At 53.4% G+C, this 20,654-nt stretch carries 17 protein-coding genes and 2 tRNA genes; 1 reads left to right on the top strand and 18 read right to left on the bottom strand.

Going from position 1 to position 20,654, the window contains the following annotated elements:
* Window positions 1-271: 271 nt before the first annotated feature.
* Window positions 272-1,687 carry an FAD-dependent oxidoreductase gene (locus KZ771_RS07220; protein WP_290654787.1) on the bottom strand — a complete coding sequence of 472 codons (1,416 nt, stop codon included), beginning with the start codon at window positions 1,685-1,687 and terminating at the stop codon, window positions 272-274.
* The gene (gltB, locus tag KZ771_RS07225) at window positions 1,687-6,153 is read right to left on the bottom strand and encodes a glutamate synthase large subunit (RefSeq protein ID WP_290654788.1); all 4,467 of its coding nucleotides are present in this window, start codon (window positions 6,151-6,153) and stop codon (window positions 1,687-1,689) included. Before gltB ends, KZ771_RS07220 begins: the two co-directional genes overlap by 1 nt.
* A gap of 11 nt (window positions 6,154-6,164) precedes the next feature.
* On the opposite strand from gltB, the gene KZ771_RS07230 reads away from it, so the two are divergent.
* Window positions 6,165-6,371 carry a hypothetical protein gene (locus KZ771_RS07230; protein WP_290654789.1) on the top strand — a complete coding sequence of 69 codons (207 nt, stop codon included), beginning with the start codon at window positions 6,165-6,167 and terminating at the stop codon, window positions 6,369-6,371.
* A gap of 179 nt (window positions 6,372-6,550) precedes the next feature.
* On the opposite strand, the gene nadA is transcribed toward KZ771_RS07230, so the two are convergent.
* The 16 genes from nadA to KZ771_RS07310 form a co-directional block, all read right to left on the bottom strand.
* Complete coding sequence (nadA, locus tag KZ771_RS07235) at window positions 6,551-7,585, bottom strand: quinolinate synthase NadA (RefSeq protein WP_290654790.1); 1,035 nt, start codon at window positions 7,583-7,585, stop codon at window positions 6,551-6,553.
* 301 nt (window positions 7,586-7,886) lie between these two features.
* Window positions 7,887-7,962 (bottom strand) — tRNA-Lys (locus KZ771_RS07240).
* A 53-nt stretch (window positions 7,963-8,015) separates the two neighbouring features.
* Window positions 8,016-8,091: transfer RNA gene (locus KZ771_RS07245), tRNA-Lys, on the bottom strand.
* A 175-nt stretch (window positions 8,092-8,266) separates the two neighbouring features.
* Window positions 8,267-9,049, bottom strand: coding sequence for a tol-pal system protein YbgF (gene ybgF / locus KZ771_RS07250; RefSeq protein ID WP_290654791.1), 783 nt, complete (start codon window positions 9,047-9,049; stop codon window positions 8,267-8,269).
* A 25-nt stretch (window positions 9,050-9,074) separates the two neighbouring features.
* Window positions 9,075-9,617 (bottom strand): peptidoglycan-associated lipoprotein Pal, encoded by a 543-nt coding sequence (pal, locus tag KZ771_RS07255; protein WP_290654792.1) that lies wholly within the window; start codon window positions 9,615-9,617, stop codon window positions 9,075-9,077.
* 42 nt (window positions 9,618-9,659) lie between these two features.
* Entirely contained in the window at window positions 9,660-11,009 is a 1,350-nt protein-coding gene (gene tolB, locus KZ771_RS07260) for a Tol-Pal system beta propeller repeat protein TolB (RefSeq protein ID WP_290654793.1), read from the bottom strand.
* A 22-nt stretch (window positions 11,010-11,031) separates the two neighbouring features.
* A complete protein-coding gene (tolA, locus tag KZ771_RS07265) occupies window positions 11,032-11,964 on the bottom strand; it encodes a cell envelope integrity protein TolA (protein WP_290654794.1) in 933 nt (310 codons plus the stop codon).
* Between the two features lie 2 nt (window positions 11,965-11,966).
* Window positions 11,967-12,389 carry a protein TolR gene (tolR, locus tag KZ771_RS07270; RefSeq protein WP_290569575.1) on the bottom strand — a complete coding sequence of 141 codons (423 nt, stop codon included), beginning with the start codon at window positions 12,387-12,389 and terminating at the stop codon, window positions 11,967-11,969.
* Window positions 12,390-12,391: 2 nt separating this feature from the next.
* Window positions 12,392-13,105 (bottom strand): protein TolQ, encoded by a 714-nt coding sequence (gene tolQ / locus KZ771_RS07275; protein WP_133540153.1) that lies wholly within the window; start codon window positions 13,103-13,105, stop codon window positions 12,392-12,394.
* A gap of 25 nt (window positions 13,106-13,130) precedes the next feature.
* Window positions 13,131-13,547: a tol-pal system-associated acyl-CoA thioesterase gene (gene ybgC, locus KZ771_RS07280; RefSeq protein ID WP_290569472.1), complete on the bottom strand. Its 417-nt coding sequence runs from the start codon at window positions 13,545-13,547 to the stop codon at window positions 13,131-13,133.
* A gap of 418 nt (window positions 13,548-13,965) precedes the next feature.
* Window positions 13,966-14,988 (bottom strand): Holliday junction branch migration DNA helicase RuvB, encoded by a 1,023-nt coding sequence (ruvB, locus tag KZ771_RS07285; protein WP_133540155.1) that lies wholly within the window; start codon window positions 14,986-14,988, stop codon window positions 13,966-13,968.
* A 68-nt stretch (window positions 14,989-15,056) separates the two neighbouring features.
* Window positions 15,057-15,680: a Holliday junction branch migration protein RuvA gene (ruvA, locus tag KZ771_RS07290; protein WP_290654795.1), complete on the bottom strand. Its 624-nt coding sequence runs from the start codon at window positions 15,678-15,680 to the stop codon at window positions 15,057-15,059.
* 383 nt (window positions 15,681-16,063) lie between these two features.
* Window positions 16,064-16,549: a crossover junction endodeoxyribonuclease RuvC gene (gene ruvC, locus KZ771_RS07295; protein WP_290652581.1), complete on the bottom strand. Its 486-nt coding sequence runs from the start codon at window positions 16,547-16,549 to the stop codon at window positions 16,064-16,066.
* A complete protein-coding gene (locus tag KZ771_RS07300; protein WP_290652583.1) occupies window positions 16,549-17,301 on the bottom strand; it encodes a YebC/PmpR family DNA-binding transcriptional regulator in 753 nt (250 codons plus the stop codon). Before KZ771_RS07300 ends, ruvC begins: the two co-directional genes overlap by 1 nt.
* A 9-nt stretch (window positions 17,302-17,310) precedes the next feature.
* Window positions 17,311-19,089: an aspartate--tRNA ligase gene (gene aspS / locus KZ771_RS07305; protein WP_290652584.1), complete on the bottom strand. Its 1,779-nt coding sequence runs from the start codon at window positions 19,087-19,089 to the stop codon at window positions 17,311-17,313.
* A gap of 100 nt (window positions 19,090-19,189) precedes the next feature.
* Window positions 19,190-20,611 carry a diguanylate cyclase gene (locus tag KZ771_RS07310; protein ID WP_290652586.1) on the bottom strand — a complete coding sequence of 474 codons (1,422 nt, stop codon included), beginning with the start codon at window positions 20,609-20,611 and terminating at the stop codon, window positions 19,190-19,192.
* Between the last annotated feature and the right edge of the window lie 43 nt (window positions 20,612-20,654).

Consider the following 20,654-nt stretch of genomic DNA (forward strand, 5'->3'; position numbering starts at 1 on the left):
TTTAAAAGGTTTTCTCCGTGCTCTCCGTGTTCTCGGTGGTGAGATATTTTGAACGTGCGTCAGGACGCACGCTACCGATCGGTGTTTACCTTTAAAAGGTTTTCTCCGTGCCCTCCGTGTTCTCGGTGGTGAGATATTTTGAACGTGCGCCAAAGGCGCACGCTACCGATCGGTGTTTACCTTTAAAAGGTTTTCTCCGTGCCCTCCGTGTTCTCGGTGGTGAGATGTTTTGAACGTGCGCCGGAGGCGCACGGTACGGGGCAGAGGTGCGTTACCGATCAAACCAGTCGAGGATGCCGTCGGCGGCGGTGCGGCCTTCGGCGATGGCGGTGACGACGAGATCGGCGCCGCGCACCATGTCGCCGCCGGCGAAGATTTTCGGGTTACTGGTTTGCATGGCAAACTCGCTGTCGCCGACCGCCAGTACCGTACCCCAGTCGCTTAGTTTAACCTCATGCTCGGCCAGCCATTGCGGTGGATTCGGTTGGTAACCAAAGGCGATAATCACAGCCGTTGCCGGTATCACAAACTCCGAGCCCTCGACCGGCTGTGGGCGACGGCGACCGTCAGCATCGGGCGGGCCCAGTTCGGTTTTGACCATGCGCACGCCGCTGACGCGACCATCATCGCCCTTCACCACTTCCAGTGGCTGCAGGTTAAACTCAAACTCCACGCCCTCTTCGCGTGCATTTTGCACCTCACGGCGCGAGCCCGGCATGTTCTCTTCGTCGCGGCGATACGCACATACCACCGACTTAGCGCCATGGCGGATCGACGTCCGCACACAGTCCATCGCGGTATCACCACCGCCCAGCACCACCACGGTTTCGTCTTTAACATCAATCAGCGGATAGTCCGCCATCTGCTGTTGCAATAAACGCTGGGTGTTACCGATTAAAAACGGCAGCGCCGGATAAACCCCCGGGGTATCCAGCCCCTCGAGCCGGCCATCGAGTGCTTTGTACGTACCCAACGCCAAAAACACCGCATCATGGCCGTTAACCAGCTCATCAAAGGTCACGTCTTTGCCGACTTCAACGCCGAGCTTAAACTCAATCCCCATCTCGGTAAAAATCTCGCGGCGCAGGGTCATCACTGACTTATCCAGCTTAAACGGCGGGATCCCGTAAGTCAGCAGGCCACCAATTTCCGGATAACGGTCGTACACCACCGGTTTGATGCCATTGCGCGCCAACACATCCGCACAGGCCAAGCCCGCCGGACCGGCGCCGATAATCGCTACTTTTTCCGGCCGCGCTTCAACGTCCGATAAATCCGGTCGCCAGCCCTGGGCAAAGGCCTCATCCACCATCTGCTTTTCGATGCTGCCAATGGTCACCGCGCCAAAACCGTCGTTAAGCGTGCAGGCCCCCTCGCAGAGGCGATCCTGCGGGCACACACGGCCGCAAACCTCCGGCAACGAATTGGTTTTGTGCATCAGCTCCGCCGCTTCCAGCACCCGGCCCTCGTTAGCCAGTTGCAGCCATTGCGGAATATAGTTATGCACCGGGCACTGCCACTCGCAGTAAGGGTTGCCGCAATCCAGACAGCGATCGGCCTGACCCTGCAGCTGGCGATCCGACATGGGTTCGTAGATTTCTTTAAATTCGATGCGCCGTTCGTCCACCGGATGCTTGGGCGGATCAATGCGCTGTACGTCTAAAAACTGATAAATATTCTTGTTCATTACATTACCTCGACCCGTAATTCTGCGGTGGAGCGCGCACGATGGCCGAGTAGCTCCTTAATGTCTGCCGATTTAGGTTTGACGATATAAAAGTCGCCAACCACGTCTTCGAAATCCTGCAATAGTTGCTGCGAGTAGCGGCTGCCGGTGGCTTCGTGGTGTTCATGGATGAGCCCGCGCAGGTGCTCTTTGATAATCGGTGTGTCTACCGCCACGGCCTCAACCAATTCGTGGTTTAAGCGCCGATGCAAATCGCCGTCGGTATCGCGCAAATAGGCAAAACCGCCGGTCATGCCGGCACCGAAATTAATGCCGCAACTGCCCAGTACCACGACGATACCGCCGGTCATGTATTCGCAACCATTGTCGCCAATGCCCTCGACTACCGCTGCGGCACCGGAATTGCGCACCGCAAAACGCTGACCTGCGCAGCCCGCGGCATAGAGCTTGCCGCCGGTGGCGCCGTACAGGCAGGTGTTGCCCATAATGGCCGAGTTTTCGCTGGCATAACTGACGCCGGCTGGTGGTTTTATCACGATTTGCCCGCCGGCCATACCTTTGCCGACATAGTCGTTGGCGTCGCCGGTTAAACGCAGTTTTAAGCCGCCGGCGTTAAATGCGCCAAAGCTTTGCCCTGCGGTGCCGTTAAAGTCGATTTGAATAGGCGCCGCGGCCATGCCCTGATTGCCGTGATGCGAGGCAATAACGCCTGAAACCATTGCTCCCACTGAGCGATCGTCATTACGGATTGGCAGCACCCAACGGCCGCCGCGACGCTGTTTGACCGCGTCTTCGGTTAACTCGAGCAACTGCTGATTGAGCGCGCCTTTGTCGTACGGCTCGTTCGGTTCGCTGCAATACAGCGTTTGCTCTGACGGCGTGCCGGCCGCATCTAACAAAGGTGCTAAATCTAGTGCCTGTTGGCGCGGGGTATCGCCCGGTAAACGCTTAAGCAGATCGGTGCGGCCAATGGCATCGGTGAGGTTTTCCAACCCCAGCTGTGCCAGGATCTCACGCACTTCTTCGGCAACAAATTCAAACAAGGTGATGACGCGCTCCGGCAGGCCACGGAAAAATTCTTTACGCAGGGTTTCGTCCTGCGTAGCAACGCCGGTGGCGCAGTTATTGAGGTGACAAATACGTAAGTATTTACACCCCAGCGCCACCATGGGTGCCGTGCCAAAACCGAAACTTTCGGCGCCTAAAATAGCCGCTTTGACGATATCCACGCCGGTTTTTAAGCCGCCGTCGACCTGCAGGCGTATCTTATGGCGTAAGTTATTGCTGACTAATGCCTGATGCACTTCGGCTAAGCCCAGCTCCCAGGGCGAGCCGGCATATTTAACCGAGGTCAGCGGACTGGCGCCGGTGCCGCCGTCATAACCCGATACCGTGATCAGATCGGCATAGGCTTTGGCTACGCCGGTGGCGATGGTGCCAATACCCGGAGTTGAGACCAGTTTGACGCTGACCAGCGCTTTGGGGTTAACCTGTTTGAGGTCGAAAATTAGCTGCGCCAGATCTTCGATGGAGTAAATATCATGATGCGGCGGCGGCGATATCAGCGTAGTGCCCGGCACCGCAAATCGTAGCTGCGCGATTTCGGCAGTGACTTTTTCGCCAGGTAGCTGACCACCCTCGCCGGGCTTGGCGCCCTGTGCGACTTTTATTTGTATGACATCGGCGTTAATCAGGTAATGCGGCGTCACCCCAAAACGGCCGGACGCAACCTGCTTAATACGCGAGTTTTTCAGGCTGTTAAAGCGTTTGGGATCTTCACCGCCCTCGCCCGAGTTCGAATGGCCGCCGATTTTATTCATGGCAATAGCCAGCGCTTCGTGCGCTTCGGCTGACAGCGCGCCAATCGACATGGCGGCGGTGTCAAAACGCTGGAACAGCTGCTCTTTGGGCTCGACTTGATTGATGTCGATAGCCGTTGCCTTGCTTTTATCAATCGCCAGTAAGTCGCGCAGGTGCGTGACCGGGCGTTCGTTCACCAGCTTGGCGTAGGTGTCGTAGTCCTGTTGGCTGGCACTGGCGACCGCCTTTTGCAGGCTCATGACCACATCCGGGTTGTAGGCGTGATACTCGCCGCCGTGCACGTATTTAAGCAAACCGCCCTGCGAGAGGGGCTTGCGGTGCAGCCAGGCAGATTTGAATACACGCTGCAGATCCTGCTGGATATCGTTAAAGGTGGCGCCGCCGATACGCGCAGGCGCATTTACAAAGCACTGCTTGCGAATCGTCTCGTCCAGCCCCACCACTTCGAACAACGAAGCGCCGCGATAGCCGGCAATGGTCGAGATTCCCATTTTTGAGAGGATCTTAAGCAGCCCTTTGTTCAGGCCTTTACGGTAGTTAGTCAGTGCTAACTTTAGGTCGGCCTGCAGACGGCTTTGCTGCACCAGCTGCTCGACCGTTTCATAAGCCAGATACGGATAAACTGCGGTGGCGCCCAGACCAAGCAGCACGGCCATGTGATGCGGGTCGCGGGCGCTGGCTGTTTCGATAATAATATTTGAGTCGCAGCGCAGGTCGTTGTCGACCAGCGTTTGTTGCACCGCACCCACTGCCATTGGCGCAGGGATCATAAGCTGGCCTTGTTCCAGGCCGCGATCAGACAGGATTAAAATGACGGTTTGTTCTTCTTTTACCGCAGTGTAAGCGCTTTCAGTTACACGGATTAAAGCGGACTGCAAGTCGTCGTTTTCCGCATCAAATGCGAGCGACAAGGTTTTATGCTTGTAATGGGTGGGATCCATTTCGCGTAGTTGCTTAAGATCCGTGTACATCAGGATTGGCGATTCAAATGCGACCCGATCAGCATCACCGGAAGCCTCGCTAAAAACGTTATGCTCACGGCCAATAATAGTCGCCAGCGACATCACGTGACGCTCGCGGATGGGGTCAATGGCCGGGTTGGTCACCTGCGCGAACTGCTGACGGAAAAAGTCGTACAACAGGCGCGGCTGCTGCGACAGGATGGCGGTCGGGGTGTCGTCACCCATGGAGCCAACCGCTTCCTGACCGTCTTTAGCCAGCACCGCGACCACCTGCAGCAGTTCTTCCTCGGTATAGAGGTTGGCTTTATGCAACACCTTCATCATCTTGTCGTCGTACAGGCGCTGGCCGATTTTGTCGGCACTGCACTGTTCGAATGGCAACAAGGTGCGGCGATGCTGATCCAGCCACTGTCGGTACGGGTGGCGGTCTTTCAGTTCGTCTTCGATTTCCTGGTTGTACCAAATACGGCCGGTATAGGTGTCGACCGCCATCATTTGGCCGGGACCGAGACGGCCTTTTTCTTTTACGTCGCGCTCGTCGTAGTCCCAGATGCCGACTTCGGAGGCGATGGTTAAGATGCCCTGGTTTGTGAGCACGTAACGTGCCGGTCGTAAGCCGTTGCGATCCAGCGAGCAGGCTACATGGCGACCATTACTCATCACCACACCCGCGGGGCCGTCCCACGGCTCCATGTGTAGCGCGTTGAACTGGTAAAAGGCGCGCATTTCTTCGCTCATAGTGCTGTCGCCCTGCCACGCAGGCGGGATTAACAGACGCATGGCGCGGAATAAGTCCATGCCGCCGGCTAATAATAGCTCGAGCATGTTGTCCAGCGAGGCGGAATCAGAGCCACTCATGCCGACAATGGGTGCGGCATCCTGCAAGTCAGGTATTAACGGCGTTTGCAGTTTATATGCCCGCGCTTTTGCCCACTGGCGGTTGGCTCTTATGGTGTTGATTTCGCCGTTGTGGGCGAGAAAACGGAACGGTTGTGCCAGGTGCCAGCGCGGCTGGGTATTGGTCGAGAAGCGCTGGTGAAACACACAAATGGTGGTTTTCAGGCTTTCATCGGCCAGATCGGGGTAATAGTTTTGCAGATCCCCGGCCATCATCAGGCCTTTGTAGACCAGCAACAGGCTGGACAACGAGGCGATATACAATTGATTGGGATCGCTGATTTGCTTTTCGATACGACGACGCGCCATGTACAGGCGACGTTCGATGTCTTTTTTGCGCCATCCCGGCGGTGCCGAAATGATAACTTGCTCTATGGTCGGCTCGGACTGTTTGGCGCCCTCGCCCAGCACGCTGTTGTCGGTGGGGACTTTACGCCAGCCGGTTATTTCGAGGGTTTCTTTTTTCAGCTCTTGTTCGATAACAGCGCGCGCGGCTTCGCGCTGGTCGCTGTTATTGCTGAAAAAGATGCTGCCGACGGCGAATTTTTTGCTCAGCCCCCAGCCTTGTTGTTTGGCGTAATCGCGAAAGAATTGCTCGGGCATTTGCAGTAGCAGCCCACAACCGTCGCCGGTTTTGCCGTCGGCGCCGATACCGCCGCGGTGCTGCATGCGGTCGAGGCCCTGCACGGCGGTGGTAATCAGGTCGTGCCGTGCTTCGCCGTTAATATCGGCTATCAGCCCAAATCCGCAGTTATCGCGCACATCATCGTGCTGGTACAAGCTCATTTGATACTCCAATGAATGAATATTCATTCTTATTAGATTATCATGCGATGCTGCGAATTTGTAATAAATTTGTTGAATGGTGGGGTTGGATTCTATGGAGCATCGCAGATGCGGATAGAGGAGGATTTATTCTGACTTCCGGCTTTGGATTCGAATCCGCCCCCGCCGGTGCGCTCCCTTCGGTCGCTAAACCGGCGGGTACTTACGAGCTGCAATGATTCCGTTTTGATTACGGCATCAACGCTTTGAATACGTTTGGCCCTTTAGTTTCCCAAAATATTAATTTATATCGTGTGTAGCCGCCGGTTTAGTGAGGCGCAGCCGAACGCACCGGCGGGGCTAAGCCCGCCGTTGCCTACAATCCCCAATCGGAGCCATCGTGCGCAAGATGCGCACGTTACCGAGCGTTAAAGGCGAGCATGCGGTCGAGGGGGAGCATGGCTTGTTTGCCGAGCTCGGGGTCGACGTGGATTTCGTGGGTTGCGCCGCCGTGTTCGAGGGCATCGGCGATGGCGACTAAGCCGTTCATTGCCATCCACGGACAGTGCGCGCAGCTGCGGCAGGTGGCGCCGTTACCGGCGGTTGGTGCTTCTAAAAAAGTTTTGTTTGGCTGCAGCTGCTGCATTTTATAGAAAATGCCGCGGTCGGTGGCCACGATAAAGGTATCGTTAGGCAATTCCTGGCTGGCCTTGATTAGCTGTGAGGTCGAACCAACAGCGTCCGCCATATCGACGATATTTTGCGGTGACTCCGGGTGTACCAGAATTGCAGCATCAGGGTGCACTTTTTTAAGATCTTTAAGCGCTTTCGCTTTAAACTCGTCGTGCACTACACAGGCGCCCTGCCACATCACCATGTCAGCGCCGGTTTGCTTCTGGATATAGTTACCCAGATGGCGATCTGGGCCCCAGAGGATTTTCTCGCCCTTACTGTCCAGGTGCTCAACTAAATCCAGTGCCATGCTTGATGTTACCACCCAGTCGGCACGCGCTTTAACAGCAGCAGAGGTGTTAGCGTAGACCACCACGGTGCGATCCGGATGCTCGTCACAAAATGCAGCGAACTTATCCGGCGGGCAACCCAGATCAAGCGAGCACTCAGCTTTGAGGGTTGGCATCAGCACGGTTTTGTTAGGTGTCAGGATTTTTGCGGTTTCGCCCATAAAGCGCACGCCGGCAACAATCAATGTATCGGCATCGTGGTCACGACCAAAACGTGCCATCTCCAGCGAGTCGGCAACGCAGCCGCCGGTCTCTTCAGCCAGCGCCTGAATTTCGGGATCGGTGTAATAGTGCGCAACCAGCACCGCATTGCGTTGCTGTAATAAGTCTTTAATACGCGCACGGTATTCTGCTTTCTGTTTGTCAGATAATGGCTTCGGCTTAGGCGGAAACGCGTAATCTAAATTATCTAAAGTTTGGATCGCTGACATACTTCCTACATCTTTATTCGGTGGAGTCCTATATACGTGCGGGCAAGTATAGCGGATTTCAATGGACAAACCACTATTTGCACCTTCGGTGCGGCCTTTTGTGCCTGCGGCACGGCTGTTTGTCGACTCGCTTCGCTCGTCGTCGGCTTTTTGTTGCTACGCAACGGCTGTAAATTCAAAAGCCATCGGTGAGCGAAGCGAACCGATAAAAAGCCGCGCCGCAGGCGCAAAAAGCCGTGGCCGAAGGCAACAAATAACCGCACCGAAGGTGCAAAAAACCGCGAATGAAATGAGCAAGAAATGGTGGGTTGTGCAGGATTCGAACCTGCGACCAATTGATTAAAAGTCAACTGCTCTACCAACTGAGCTAACAACCCGTATTCTGAGGTTTTACTTGCGTCAGGACGCAAGCTACGTTTGGGGGAGGAGATGGTGGGTTGTGCAGGATTCGAACCTGCGACCAATTGATTAAAAGTCAACTGCTCTACCAACTGAGCTAACAACCCACGTCCAAACGTGCCGTTACCAACGCTAAACCGGAGACGATTTGTCCTTGGCAACGGCGGCATAGTTTACTTAAATAACGCTGTGATGCAACTGATTATTTCAGTTTTTTGTGCGACTGCTTAATTCACCAGCAGTTGTTGCCTTCGTGTTAGCAAAGGCGAGCAAAAACAGCGATTAATTTAACCGCTGTTTGGCCAGATTTGCTTCGGTGCTGTCCGGGTATTCCGACACAACCTGCTGATAAAACGACTCGGCATCGGCACTACGGCCCTGCTCCGAGGCAATAACGCCCAGTTTTAACAAACAATCTGCCCGTTTGTTACTGTCAGGATAGTCGTTAACCACCGTCTGAAAATGCGTTTTAGATTTATCGTACGCTTGCTGTGCAAACTGCAGTTGGCCTAGCCAGTAATGCGCATTAGGCAGGTAACTTGAGTTCGGGAACTGCTGGATAAACTGCTCGAATGCAGGAATTGCCGCGTCGTAACGCTTGTCTTCCAACACTAAAGCAATAGCACGGTCATAGGCGTCGTTTTCGCTGAGGTTACTGGAATAACCCGAGTTGCCACCATCCGCAGAGCCGGAACTGTCGGTGGGTATCGTCTGAACGCCCCCGGCTGAAACTGAGCCGCCAAACGACGATCCGCCCTGCTCCTTCAGTTGACTGAAGCGGCGGTCGATTTCCTGATACAGCTCGCGTTGACGTTGTAGCAACTGCTCCAGACGATACTCGTGCTCCTCGGTAATACCGCGCAGCTCGGCGACGTCCTGTTGCAATGTACTTAACTGATCCATCAGCTGCAACTGCGCCCCCTGTCGTGCCTCCATCATACGTTCGATGGTGGCCAGGCGTTGCTCCAGCGAGCCGGCTGAATCAGAAAGGCTCGAAACCGGGGCCTGCGCCATAGCGGCAGCAGGCACCAGTAAACTCATCGCAATTAGCGTTTTTTTCAACATGGTTGAATACAGCTAACGTTAGCGATTAGTAAACTAAAACAGCGCGACGGTTTTTCGCGTATGCACTCTCGGTAGAGGCATTAACCATCGGCTTTTCTTCACCGTAAGATACGGTAGAGATTTGTGAGTCCTGAACACCCAGGTTTTCCAGGTAGCTTTCGACAGCTTGTGCACGACGCTCGCCCAGTGCGATGTTGTACTCAGGCGTACCACGCTCGTCGGCGTGACCTTCGATTACAACGCTGACATTTGGGTTTTTAACCAGGTAGTCCGCATGCGCAGCTAACAGTTCTGCGTACTCAGACTGGATATTTGAACGGTCAAACGCGAAGTAAATGATGTGCTCTTTACGTAGCGCTTCCATTTGCTCCTGACGGATTTCTTCAGGCGTTTTTTGACGGTCAGCAGCGCCAACCTGTACACCTGAGCCAGAGTCCTGGCCAGAAGCCTGGTTAGTTTCCTGACCTGCGCCAGCGCCGGAATCAGTCGACTGGTTTGAGCTACAAGCGGCCAAAGTTGCCATTGGTACAGCAATTGCCAGAGCTTTAAAGAGTTTGTTCAGCTGCATCCTGTATTCCTTATTTTTTCTCGTCTGTTGTATCAAATTACGTTACATAAACGGTGACCAAGATGGCGACTTAACCTCACCACTTGAAGCCGGTAATCGTGCCTTAAAACGGCCATCGGTCGACACCAACGCCAACACCTGCTTGTTGTTGTGTGTCGTGCTGTAAATCACCATGCTACCATTTGGCGCGATACTTGGCGATTCATCCAAAAATGTTTTGGTCAGCACTTGCATGGTACCCCGTGGAAACTCCTGACGCGCAATGTGATAGTTGCCTCGTGTACGGTTGACCAAAATCATTGAGTCACCCGACGGTGCAACGGTACCACCTAAGTTCTGCTCGCCTTCGAACGTTAACCGACGTACCTGCCCTGAATCTAAATTTACGCTATAAAGTTGCGGTCTGCCACCCCTTTCTGAGGTAAATACCAACGATTTACTGTCAGGCGTCCAACTCGGCTCAGTATCAATCGTACGATTGCGTGTTACCCGTTGCAAGTTTTTAGTCGCCAGGTCCATTACGTACAATTCCGGATTACCGTCCTTAGACAGTACCATAGCCATTTTCCTGCCGTCCGGCGAAAATACCGGACTGCCGTTGATGCCCGGGAACGAAGTCAGTTTTTCACGGCGTGTGGTGTAAATGTCCTGAATATAAATTTCTGCGGTTTCGTTTTCGAAGGTCACGTAAGCCAGTTTGTTGCCGTCCGGTGACCATGAAGGTGACATCAATGGCTCCGGGCTGCGCAATAATACTTTTTCGTTAGCACCGTCGTAATCCGCTACCATCAGTTTGTACGGATATTGGTCGTCGTGGTTAACGGTAACGTAGGCGATGCGGGTCATAAAGGCACCACGTTCACCGGTCAAAGCCTCGTATACAACGTCAGAAATACGATGCGAGTACTGACGGAATTGATCACCGTCAATAACCGAGCTGCGTGCATCCAGAATGTGATCATTGCTTTGTACCAACTCGCCGTCGCGCAACATTTGCGCGTTGCCGCCGGTTATTTGCCCGCGTAGTACGTCAACTAGCTGGAACTTGACCATGTAGCGGTCGACGCTATAGGGTTCGATGGTTCCCATCAATACCGCTTCAACACCAAGTTTTGCCCACGCGGCATAATCCAACTCGCCGTCGTTAGTTGGTTGCTGGGGCATTGCTGATGCAGGGATTGGGTTGAACTTACCGCTACGGGTCAAGTCCGCTGCAATCACTTCCGTTAGCTGCCCCGGAGCCGGACCATCGCCCAGCCACTTAAACGGTACGACCGCAATCGGTCTGGCGGTGTCCATACCCTCGGTAATGACAATTTCCAATACCCCGGCGCGGACGCTGGAAGTCAGAACGAAGAAAAACAACAATGTGTTGATAAACAGCTTTTTCATGGGTCACCTTAGCTCGTTAAGCTTACAACTGCGGTTTAACAGTTAATTTAATCGTACTCATTTGTTCGTAGACTTCCGGGTCTTGCGAAACAGGTAACGTGGTGGCTTTTAGCACCGCGTTTTCGGCAGAGCGGCAGACTGCGGCATCGCCGGCACCGGTGGTTACTGATTTAACAAAACCACTGGGCGCTACGCTAATGGTCAGCTCACAGGATTTGCCACTCATGGACTCGTCAACGTTCCAGTTGCGCTGAATAGTCTGCCTGATCAAGGCCTGATATTTTTCGATTTCGCTGAGCATTTGCTGCCGGCGCGCGGCGGCACGGCGCTGACGCTCGGCTTCCATTTCTTTTTGTAACTGCGCTTCGCGTTCGGCTGCCTTGCGACGTTCTTCTTCTAACCGTTTACGTTCCTCTTCGCGGCGCTTGCGCTCTTCTTCGGCACGGCGCTCGGCTTCCTCTGCGGCTTTACGGCGTTCTTCAGCCTCTTTAGCGGCTTGTTCTGCTTTGCGGCGCTCCTCGGCCAGCTGTTGTGCTTCTTTTCTGGCCTGTTCAGCCGCGCGACGTGCTTCTGCAGCTTGCTGTTGTTCAATCTGTTGTTGGCGTTCAATTTCCGCCCGACGCTGCTCTTCCCGCTCACGGGCTTTGCGCGCGGCCTCGGCCTGACGCTCTAATTCTGCTATACGCTGCTGCTCGGCGCGGCGTTCCGCTGCTTTTTGATCTTTTATGCGCTGCACCTGCTGCTCTACTGCCGCTTTATCGACCGATACCGCCGACACGATCTCGTCAGGTTGCTGCTGAAAATCGCTTTCGCTGAGGCTGACTTCCATCGGCGTCGGTTCGGTTGGCGCAAACTCAAAACTGAACAACAAAACAGCCCCGATTGCTGCGTGAATGCCAACCGAGTAAAGCAAGGGTAATTTAATACTGTCTGTGCCTGCTACTTTTTTTGCCACGACTAGTTTTCCGACGAATCTGTCATTAAGCCCACTGACGGTACCCCTGCTTTTTGCAGTAACACCATCAACTGTACGACTTGGTTATACGAAACGGCACCATCCCCATTCACCATCACCGGCGTTTCCGGCTCTAACTGCAGCTGCGCTGCCACCAGCGTCGCGACTTCCTGCGCACTGATGGGTTGGTCGGGATCAGTGTTCTGATTCAGGTAGTAATTGCCCTGCGCGTCGACCGACGCCACCAATGGCGGCTTAGAGTCTTTTGACAATGGCTCTGACGACGCCTTAGGTAATTCAACTTTAACGCCTTGCGTAATCAGCGGCGCGGTAACCATAAAGATAATCAGCAACACCAACATGACGTCGATGTAAGGCACCACGTTGATCTCCGCTACCGGCTTACGGCGTTTACGCGGCATCACCATCATAGCGCAGGTTCCTCCTGGCTATTACCAGTGGCTTTTTGCGACAGCGCCTGGCGTTGCAAAATAGCGACGAATTCATCAATAAAGTTCATGTACTGGTTGTCGACTTTTTCTACCCGGTTTACATAGCGGTTGTAAGCGATAACAGCCGGGATCGCGGCAAACAGACCCATTGCGGTAGCAATTAGCGCCTCGGCGATACCCGGCGCGACCATTGCCAGCGTCGCTTGTTCAACCGCGCCCAGGGCGATAAAGGCATTCATGATACCCCAGACCGTACCAAACAGGCCGATATACGGGCTGATTGAGCCGATGGTAGCGAGTATGCCGAGGTTATTTTCGAGTTTTTCCAGCTCGCGGGCGTGAGCTACACGCATAGCGCGGAATGCCCCTTCGATAGTGGCCTGTGGATTGGTTCCGGGATGGTTACGCAGCCGCGCGAATTCTTTAAAGCCGGCGTGGAACAGCAGCTCCATGCCTTTGGCATTTTTGGCGCGGGCGGAAATTTCCTGGTACAGGCGCGCAAGGTCAACGCCGGACCAAAAGCGATCTTCGAATTTCAGCGCGTCTTTGTTGGCGGTGTTAATCACCTTTTTGCGCTGGAAAATCAGCACCCAACCCCATACTGACATGGCCAACAGCATGATCATGACCAACTTCACCAGCAGGCTTGCCTGCCAGAATAAATCAATAAAGGATAATTCTGTTTCCACGCTCGTTAACCCTCTGTCTGTTTGACTATGTTTTTATGGTGTCATTTATTTTGTCGTAAATCGGCGCTGGTATGGCGACCGCGCGCATTGCATTAAGGTCGACACAGGCGGCTTTGATCGTACCGCTGCAATGCAGCTGCCCCTGCTGACCAATAACCTGCTGCGTAAACACCATCGATGCGCGCTTCAGCTGTTCGACCGTCACGGTTACGGTCAGTTCAGCATTAAATTTTACTGCTTCGCGCAAATCCAGTTCGACCTGCCTGACCACGAAGCCCCTATTGTGATCTAACCAGCTGTCCTGTTCAATCCCCAACGACCTTAACCATTCGGTGCGGGCACGTTCAAGAAATTTGAGATAGTTCGCATAATAAACGATACCACCGGCATCAGTGTCTTCGTAGTAAACTCTCACTGGCCATTCAAAATGTATTTTTTTCATGGGTAAACCTTTAAAAATGACAATTTTGTCACAATAACTTTTTAAGACACTTAAAAGTGGCGCTGATTAAAACTTCAGCAGACTTTTATTTATGACAAAACTGAAACAATTAAAACTATGATCCTTGTTTTTTAACGGATTTTTTCAATTGTTGAAAAATTGTTGGTCTTTTTTTAACCGTTAGTTAAAATGTTCGCATTAATTTTTTTAATGTGAACGTGTAAAATTTCTTGTTTGATACAGGCCAATTTAGCCGTATAATAGCGAACAAATCGAAGAGACAGAGTTTGGTTGTCACTACTTCTGAAATTTTGATTTTTTGTAATTAGTTCCCTGGATTTTATTTAACTTCCTTCTTGTTGTTCTGTTTGCCCGTACTTTTGTGCGGGCTTTTTTTTATCCATTTTTTACTCAAGCTTTACTTTTCTTCAGGTTTTAAACCAAAGTGCTGGTAAGCACGCGGTGTTGCCATACGACCCCGTGGCGTGCGCTGTAAAAAGCCCTGCTGAATAAGATAAGGCTCTAGCACGTCTTCAATGGTGTCTTTTTCTTCGCCAATTGCCGCAGCCAGGTTATCCAGCCCCACCGGACCACCGAGGAACTTTTCCATAATGGCCAGCAATAACTTGCGATCCATGTAGTCGAAGCCGGCCTGGTCAACATCAACCATAGTCAACGCAGCGTTTGCCGTGGCTTCGTCGACTTCGCCGTTACCTTTAACTTCGGCGTAATCGCGTACCCGACGTAGCAGTCGGTTGGCAATACGTGGTGTGCCGCGAGAACGCCGGGCAATTTCACGGGCGCCGCCGTCTTTCATCACCATATTCATGTAATTGGCTGAGCGGGCAACAATGTCGGTTAGTTCTTCCACGTTATAAAATTCTAATCGCTGCACGATACCGAAACGATCCCGCAGCGGCGAGGTCAGTGCGCCGGCGCGCGTAGTGGCGCCAATTAGCGTAAATGGCGGTAAATCGAGTTTGATAGAACGCGCCGCCGGCCCTTCGCCGATCATGATATCCAGTTGGTAGTCTTCCATCGCCGGGTACAGGATCTCTTCCACTACCGGGCTTAGGCGATGGATTTCGTCAATAAACAGTACGTCATGAGGATCGAGGTTAGTCAGCAACGCGGCCAGGTCACCGGCTTTTTCCAGCACCGGACCCGAGGTAGTTTTTATATTCACGTCCAGTTCGTTGGCAACGATGTTGGCCAGTGTGGTTTTACCCAGCCCCGGCGGGCCAAAGATTAACAGGTGGTCCAGAGCTTCCTGGCGCTTGCGTGCCGCCTCGATGAAAATTTCCATCTGCTCGACCACATGTTTTTGGCCGGTATAATCTTTGAGGACCTTGGGCCGTATGGCACGGTCGATGGCCTCATCGTCACCCTGGGTTTCGGCTTCGACAATGCGATGGCTGGGTATTTGGTCGGCTTCTATCATAAGGCTCTCTTATTCCGCTGAAGGCTTGCTTATTCCGCTGAAGGCTCTCGTTCCGCTGAAGGCTCTCACTACGCCAATTGTTTAAGCGCGGCTTTGATTAGCTCTTCGCTGGTATATTCTTGCTGATACACGGCTTTTAAGGCTTTATCGGCCTGGTTTTGTTTATAACCCAATGCCAGTAGTGCGCTCAAGGCATCGCTGCGGGCATCGGCCGGGTGCACAAAGGTGGAATCGGCGGTAACCGCATCAATAGCTGCCGCATCGGTAGCCGGGCTGCCACTGCCCTGCCAGTCTTTCAGGCGATCGCGCATTTCAATTACCAGGCGCTCAGCGGTCTTTTTGCCAACACCGGGCAATTTGATCAGCCGGCTGACATCGTTTTGATTAACCGCCCAGACAAATTCATCGGCGTTCATACCGCTTAAAATCGCCAGCGCCAGTTTCGGCCCCACGCCCTGGGTTTTTATTAACAAACGGAACAGGCTGCGCTCCGCCTGGCTGTTAAAGCCGTACAGTAGTTGTGCGTCTTCGCGCACGACAAAATGAGTCACCAGCGTAACTTGTTCATTAAGCGCCGGCAGCGCGTAAAAACAGGTCATCGGCAGCTGGATTTCATATCCCACGCCATTCACATCAATCAATACTTCAGGCGGCTGCTTGGCAATCAGCTTGCCGGAGATTTGTCCAATCATTGTTTATCTTGTTCTATTGGCGATGGCGATATCATACCACCGGCACACACACTCCGCTAGGCGGGGGATTCGGGGGGCTTCGATGGGTCTCGTCGTCGGGGATACGCTTTGTCCCGCCGGTGCGCTCCCTTCGGTCGCTAAACCGGCGGCTACTTGCGATCTGTTCACGTTCCCGGGATATGCCAGCATTTGAGGTTTTAATGCTTTTTGACGTTGAATTCTTTTAAAACCGTGATGCCGGCTAACCCACGAAACCAATTCATATCGTAAGTAACCGCCGGTTTAGCGAGCCGTAGGCGAGCGCAACGGCGGCGGAGGCGGTAACCGCCGGTTTAGTGAGGCGAAGCCGAACGCACCGGCGGGGCGAAAACGACCCGCGCGTATCAAAACGATCGGGTGTTGGCGTGGCAAATAGCCACGGCGAGGGCGTCGGCGGCGTCGGCCTGGGGGCGTTTGCTGAGGTTGAGTAGGGCCATGACCATGTGCTGCACTTGTTCTTTTTCGGCGGCGCCGGTGCCGACTACAGCTTGTTTGATAGAGCGCGCGCTGTATTCTGCTACCGGCAAATCATGGCAGGCGGCTGCGACAATGGCCGCCCCGCGCGCCTGGCCCAGCTTTAATGCTGAATCCGGGTTGCGCGCCATAAACACTTGCTCGATGGCGAATTCGTCCGGCTGAAACTGCGTGATTAGTTCCACTACCGAATTGTGAATGCGCTTAAGCTTTTCCGGCAACGAATAAGGATGCGCCGACGGTCCGGTAACGCGAATACAGCCGCTGGCGACATAATGCAGCTTGCGGCCGTGGCGCTGAATAATGCCGTAGCCGGTTAAGCGGGAGCCCGGGTCAATGCCCAGAATCACGCTCATCAGTCGGCGTTAAGCTGTGCCAATACTTCATCCGAAATATCAGCATTGTGGTAGGCGTTTTGCACGTCGTCTAAGTCTTCCAACGCATCCAGCAGTTTTAAAAAGCTTTGCGCACTGTCGGCATCTAAATCGACTTTGGTATCCGGCACCATGGTCACTTCCGCATTCGATGCGGCCAGCTCGCGCGCATCCAGCGCATCTTTGACGGCACCAAAGTTATCCGGCGTGGTCATGACATCTAACGAGCCGTCGGCATGTTTAACAATGTCCTCGGCGCCCGCTTCCAGCGCTGGCTCCATCACTTGCTCTTCGGTAACACCATCGCTGTAGCTGATCACACCCATTTTATTAAACAGGTAAGCCACCGAGCCGTCAGTGCCTAAATTACCGCCGTGCTTGCTAAAGGCATAACGCACTTCCGACACCGTACGGTTTTTATTGTCGGTCATGCATTCCAGCAAAATCGCCACGCCATTGGGGCCGTATCCTTCATAGGTCAGCTCCTCAACGTTATCACCTTCCATTTCGCCGGTGCCGCGCTTAATGGCGGTATCGATGGTATCGCGCTTCATATTGTTCGACAGGGCTTTGTCGATAGCAGCGCGCAATCGCGGATTGGTTTCCGGGTCGCCTCCACCCTCGCGGGCAGAGACGTTAATTTCACGGATTAACTTGGTAAAAATTTTGCCGCGCTTCGCATCCTGCGCGGCTTTTCGGTGTTTAATGTTGGACCATTTAGAATGACCGGCCATAATTCACCCTTATTGATTTTCTGGTTTATCCTCAACCGTACTCTTAACACCCAATTCTTGCAATGCGTCCGGATTTGCCAGCCCCGGTGCGTCGGTCATAACGCAAGCCGCGGTGGTGGTTTTCGGGAACGCAATCACATCACGAATCGAGCTGGCGCCAACCATCAGCATCACCAGGCGGTCCAGACCAAAAGCCAGACCCGCATGTGGTGGCGTGCCGTACTTGAGTGCTTCTAACAAAAAGCCGAATTTTTCCTGCGCTTCGTCTTTACCAATGCCCAGCACTTCAAACACCGCCTGTTGCATGGCGTTATCAAAAATACGCACCGAGCCACCGCCGACTTCAACGCCGTTCAAGACCATGTCGTAAGCATTAGACAGCGCCTGTGCCGGATTGGCTTTAAGCTCTTCCGGGGTGACGTTAACCGGCGCGGTGAACGGATGGTGGAGCGCAGCCAGCGAGCCATCGTCGTCTTCTTCGAACATCGGGAAGTCGACAACCCACAGCGGCTTCCATTCGTCGCTGACCAAATCAAACTCTTCACCCAGCTTAAGACGCAACGCGCCCATCGACTCTGCCACAACATTGGCTTTATCAGAACCAAAGAACAGTACGTCGCCGGTTTGCGCTCCGGTGCGCTCCAGAATTGCGTTTAACGCTTCGTCCGGCAGGAATTTTAAAATTGGCGACTGCAGGCCGTCGCGGCCTTGCGATAAATCGTTAACTTTAACCCAGGCTAAACCTTTGGCGCCGTAAATGCCGACAAACTTGGTGTAGTCATCGATCATTTTGCGTGAAACATTATCGGCTTGTCCCGGCAGACGAATCACTGCTACCCGACCTTTTTCGTCGTTGGCCGGGCCGGAGAATACTTTAAACTCGACGTCTTTTAATAAGTCGCCGACATCGACCAATTCCAGCGGGTTACGCAGGTCAGGTTTATCTGAACCATAGCGCTGCATCGCTTCGTGCCAGCTCATGGTCGGGAATTTGCCTAAGTCGATATTCAACAGCTTCTGAAACAGCTCACGGGTCATTGTTTCAGTGACTTCCATTACCTGCTCTGCGGTCATGAACGAGGTTTCGATATCGATCTGGGTGAATTCCGGCTGGCGATCAGCGCGCAAATCTTCGTCGCGGAAGCATTTTACGATTTGGTAATAGCGGTCAAAACCCGACATCATCAGTAACTGTTTAAACAACTGCGGGCTTTGTGGCAGTGCGAAAAAACGGCCTTTGTGGGTACGGCTCGGTACCAGGTAATCGCGCGCGCCTTCTGGCGTAGCGCGGGTCAGCATCGGTGTTTCGATGTCTAAAAAGCCGCTGTCGTCTAAAAAGCGACGTACGGCGCTGGTGACTTTGGCGCGAAACTGCAGTTTTTCGTTCATCTGCGGGCGACGCAGATCAAGGTAGCGGAAGCGCAGACGGGCTTCTTCGCTCACTTGCGAGTTAAAGTCGATAGGCAGCGGTTCAGAGCGGCTTAAAATCGTCAGTTCTGAGGCCAGCAGTTCAACTTCGCCGGTTTTCATGGTTTTGTTAACCTGGCTGTCAGGACGGCGGTTAACCGTACCTTTTATCTGCACACAGAATTCCTGACGCAATTTGTTGGCTTGCTCGAACAGGTCTTTTTGGTCGGGATCGAAAACGACTTGTATTAAGCCTTCGCGATCGCGTAAATCGATAAATATTAAGCCGCCCAGATCGCGGCGTTTGTTGACCCAGCCACACAAAGTGACTTGCTGTCCTGCTAATTCGGCGTTTACCTGCCCACAATAATGCGTTCGCATGTGCGTTTTCCTACTACCAGCTGTCGTTGGATGTTATGAAATTTGAAGCGCCACATTATAGCGAACTGGCGCCAAATGTCATCCACGCTGTGGGGACGCCCTACCCCGCCAGGCGGACGTCGTTTTTGCCGGCGGCTTTGGCGGCGTACATGGCTTTGTCGGCGGAGCGTAGCAGGGTTTGTTCGTCGGTGCCGTGCTGCGGGAACATGGCGACGCCGATGCTGACGCTGACATCGAGCGACTCGCCTTTAATTTTATAGGGCCGGGCTAAATGCACCACCAGTTTGCGCGCCACGGCCAATGCGGCGTTGGTGTTGTTGGTGCTGGGCAGTAACACGACGAATTCGTCACCGCCATAGCGGCATACCGTGTCTGATTTGCGCAGCAATCCGATTAACCGTTGCGCAGCGTGGATGAGTATTTCATCGCCGTATTCGTGGCCAAAGTCATCATTAATCGCCTTGAAACCATCTAAGTCCAGAAACATCATGCTAAAGGCTTTATTGCCGCGCTGATGCTGCAAAATCGCCTGCTCTAACCTGTCACTGAGCAAATTACGATTAGGTAAACCAGTCAGTTCGTCGTGCGTGGCGACGTAACGAATCCGTCGCTCAGCCGATTTGCGCAATTTAACCTCGCGTCGCAGGCGGCTGTTCCAGTAGGCCACACCGGCAATCAACAATACCACCACCGAGCCCACTTTTAGGCCCAGGCTGAGCAACTCCTGATCGCTCCAGCCACGCTGCAATTCGTAGCCATACCATTTACGACGTATGCGTTGACGCTCTAACTCGGTCAGTTTTTCGATACCCTGATTAAATATCACCACCAGCGGTTGGTAATCGCTACGCACGCCAAAAAACAAATCCTCCCCCGGCGCGCCGGTTAGCACGCTTAAATCGGCGTTAGCCACCGGCCGTTGCTGTAACTCATCAACCAAAATCGGCAGGCTGTCAATATAAACGTCTATGGCATCGCGGGCGAGGGCATCAATGCCCCGCGGCAAGGTCTTAAATTCCACCACCTCGGTTTGCTGGATATGCTGCAGCATTGGGATAACGCTGTAACCCTGGGTCACACCAATGCGTTGCCCCCGCAGCTGCTCGGCTTTGAGTTCTCGAGGAACCTGCTCGCCAACGTCATGTATCGACAAGGCGGCCCAGGGCATGGTCCAGTAGCGTTGAGTAAAACTGGTATAGGCTGCGCGGTCGGTAGAAAATGACATACTGGGCAGTACATCGATCTGGCGTTGCTGCAGGGCACTTAAACAGTCCGACCAACTGCCACAGGGCACCCAGACAAAATCCAGCGGTACGCCCTGGGTGATGGCTGTCAGCATATCAACATCAAAGCCAACAGCCTTGTCCTGATCGAACGAAATAAGCGGCTTCAGATCTTCCGGCACGCCAACCCGTATTTCCGGATGCTCAACCAGCCAGTCGTTGGCCTCATTCGCGGCATGCGCGTTAAGACCAAACAGCAGCAACATGAAAGCAAGCAATGACCGCCATTGATGTTTCATTCGTTGTATATTCTCCGACAGGTTAGGTAAACTATTACGTTAT

The sequence above is a fragment of the Idiomarina sp. genome (assembly GCF_019431395.1).
Taxonomy (GTDB): domain Bacteria; phylum Pseudomonadota; class Gammaproteobacteria; order Enterobacterales; family Alteromonadaceae; genus Idiomarina.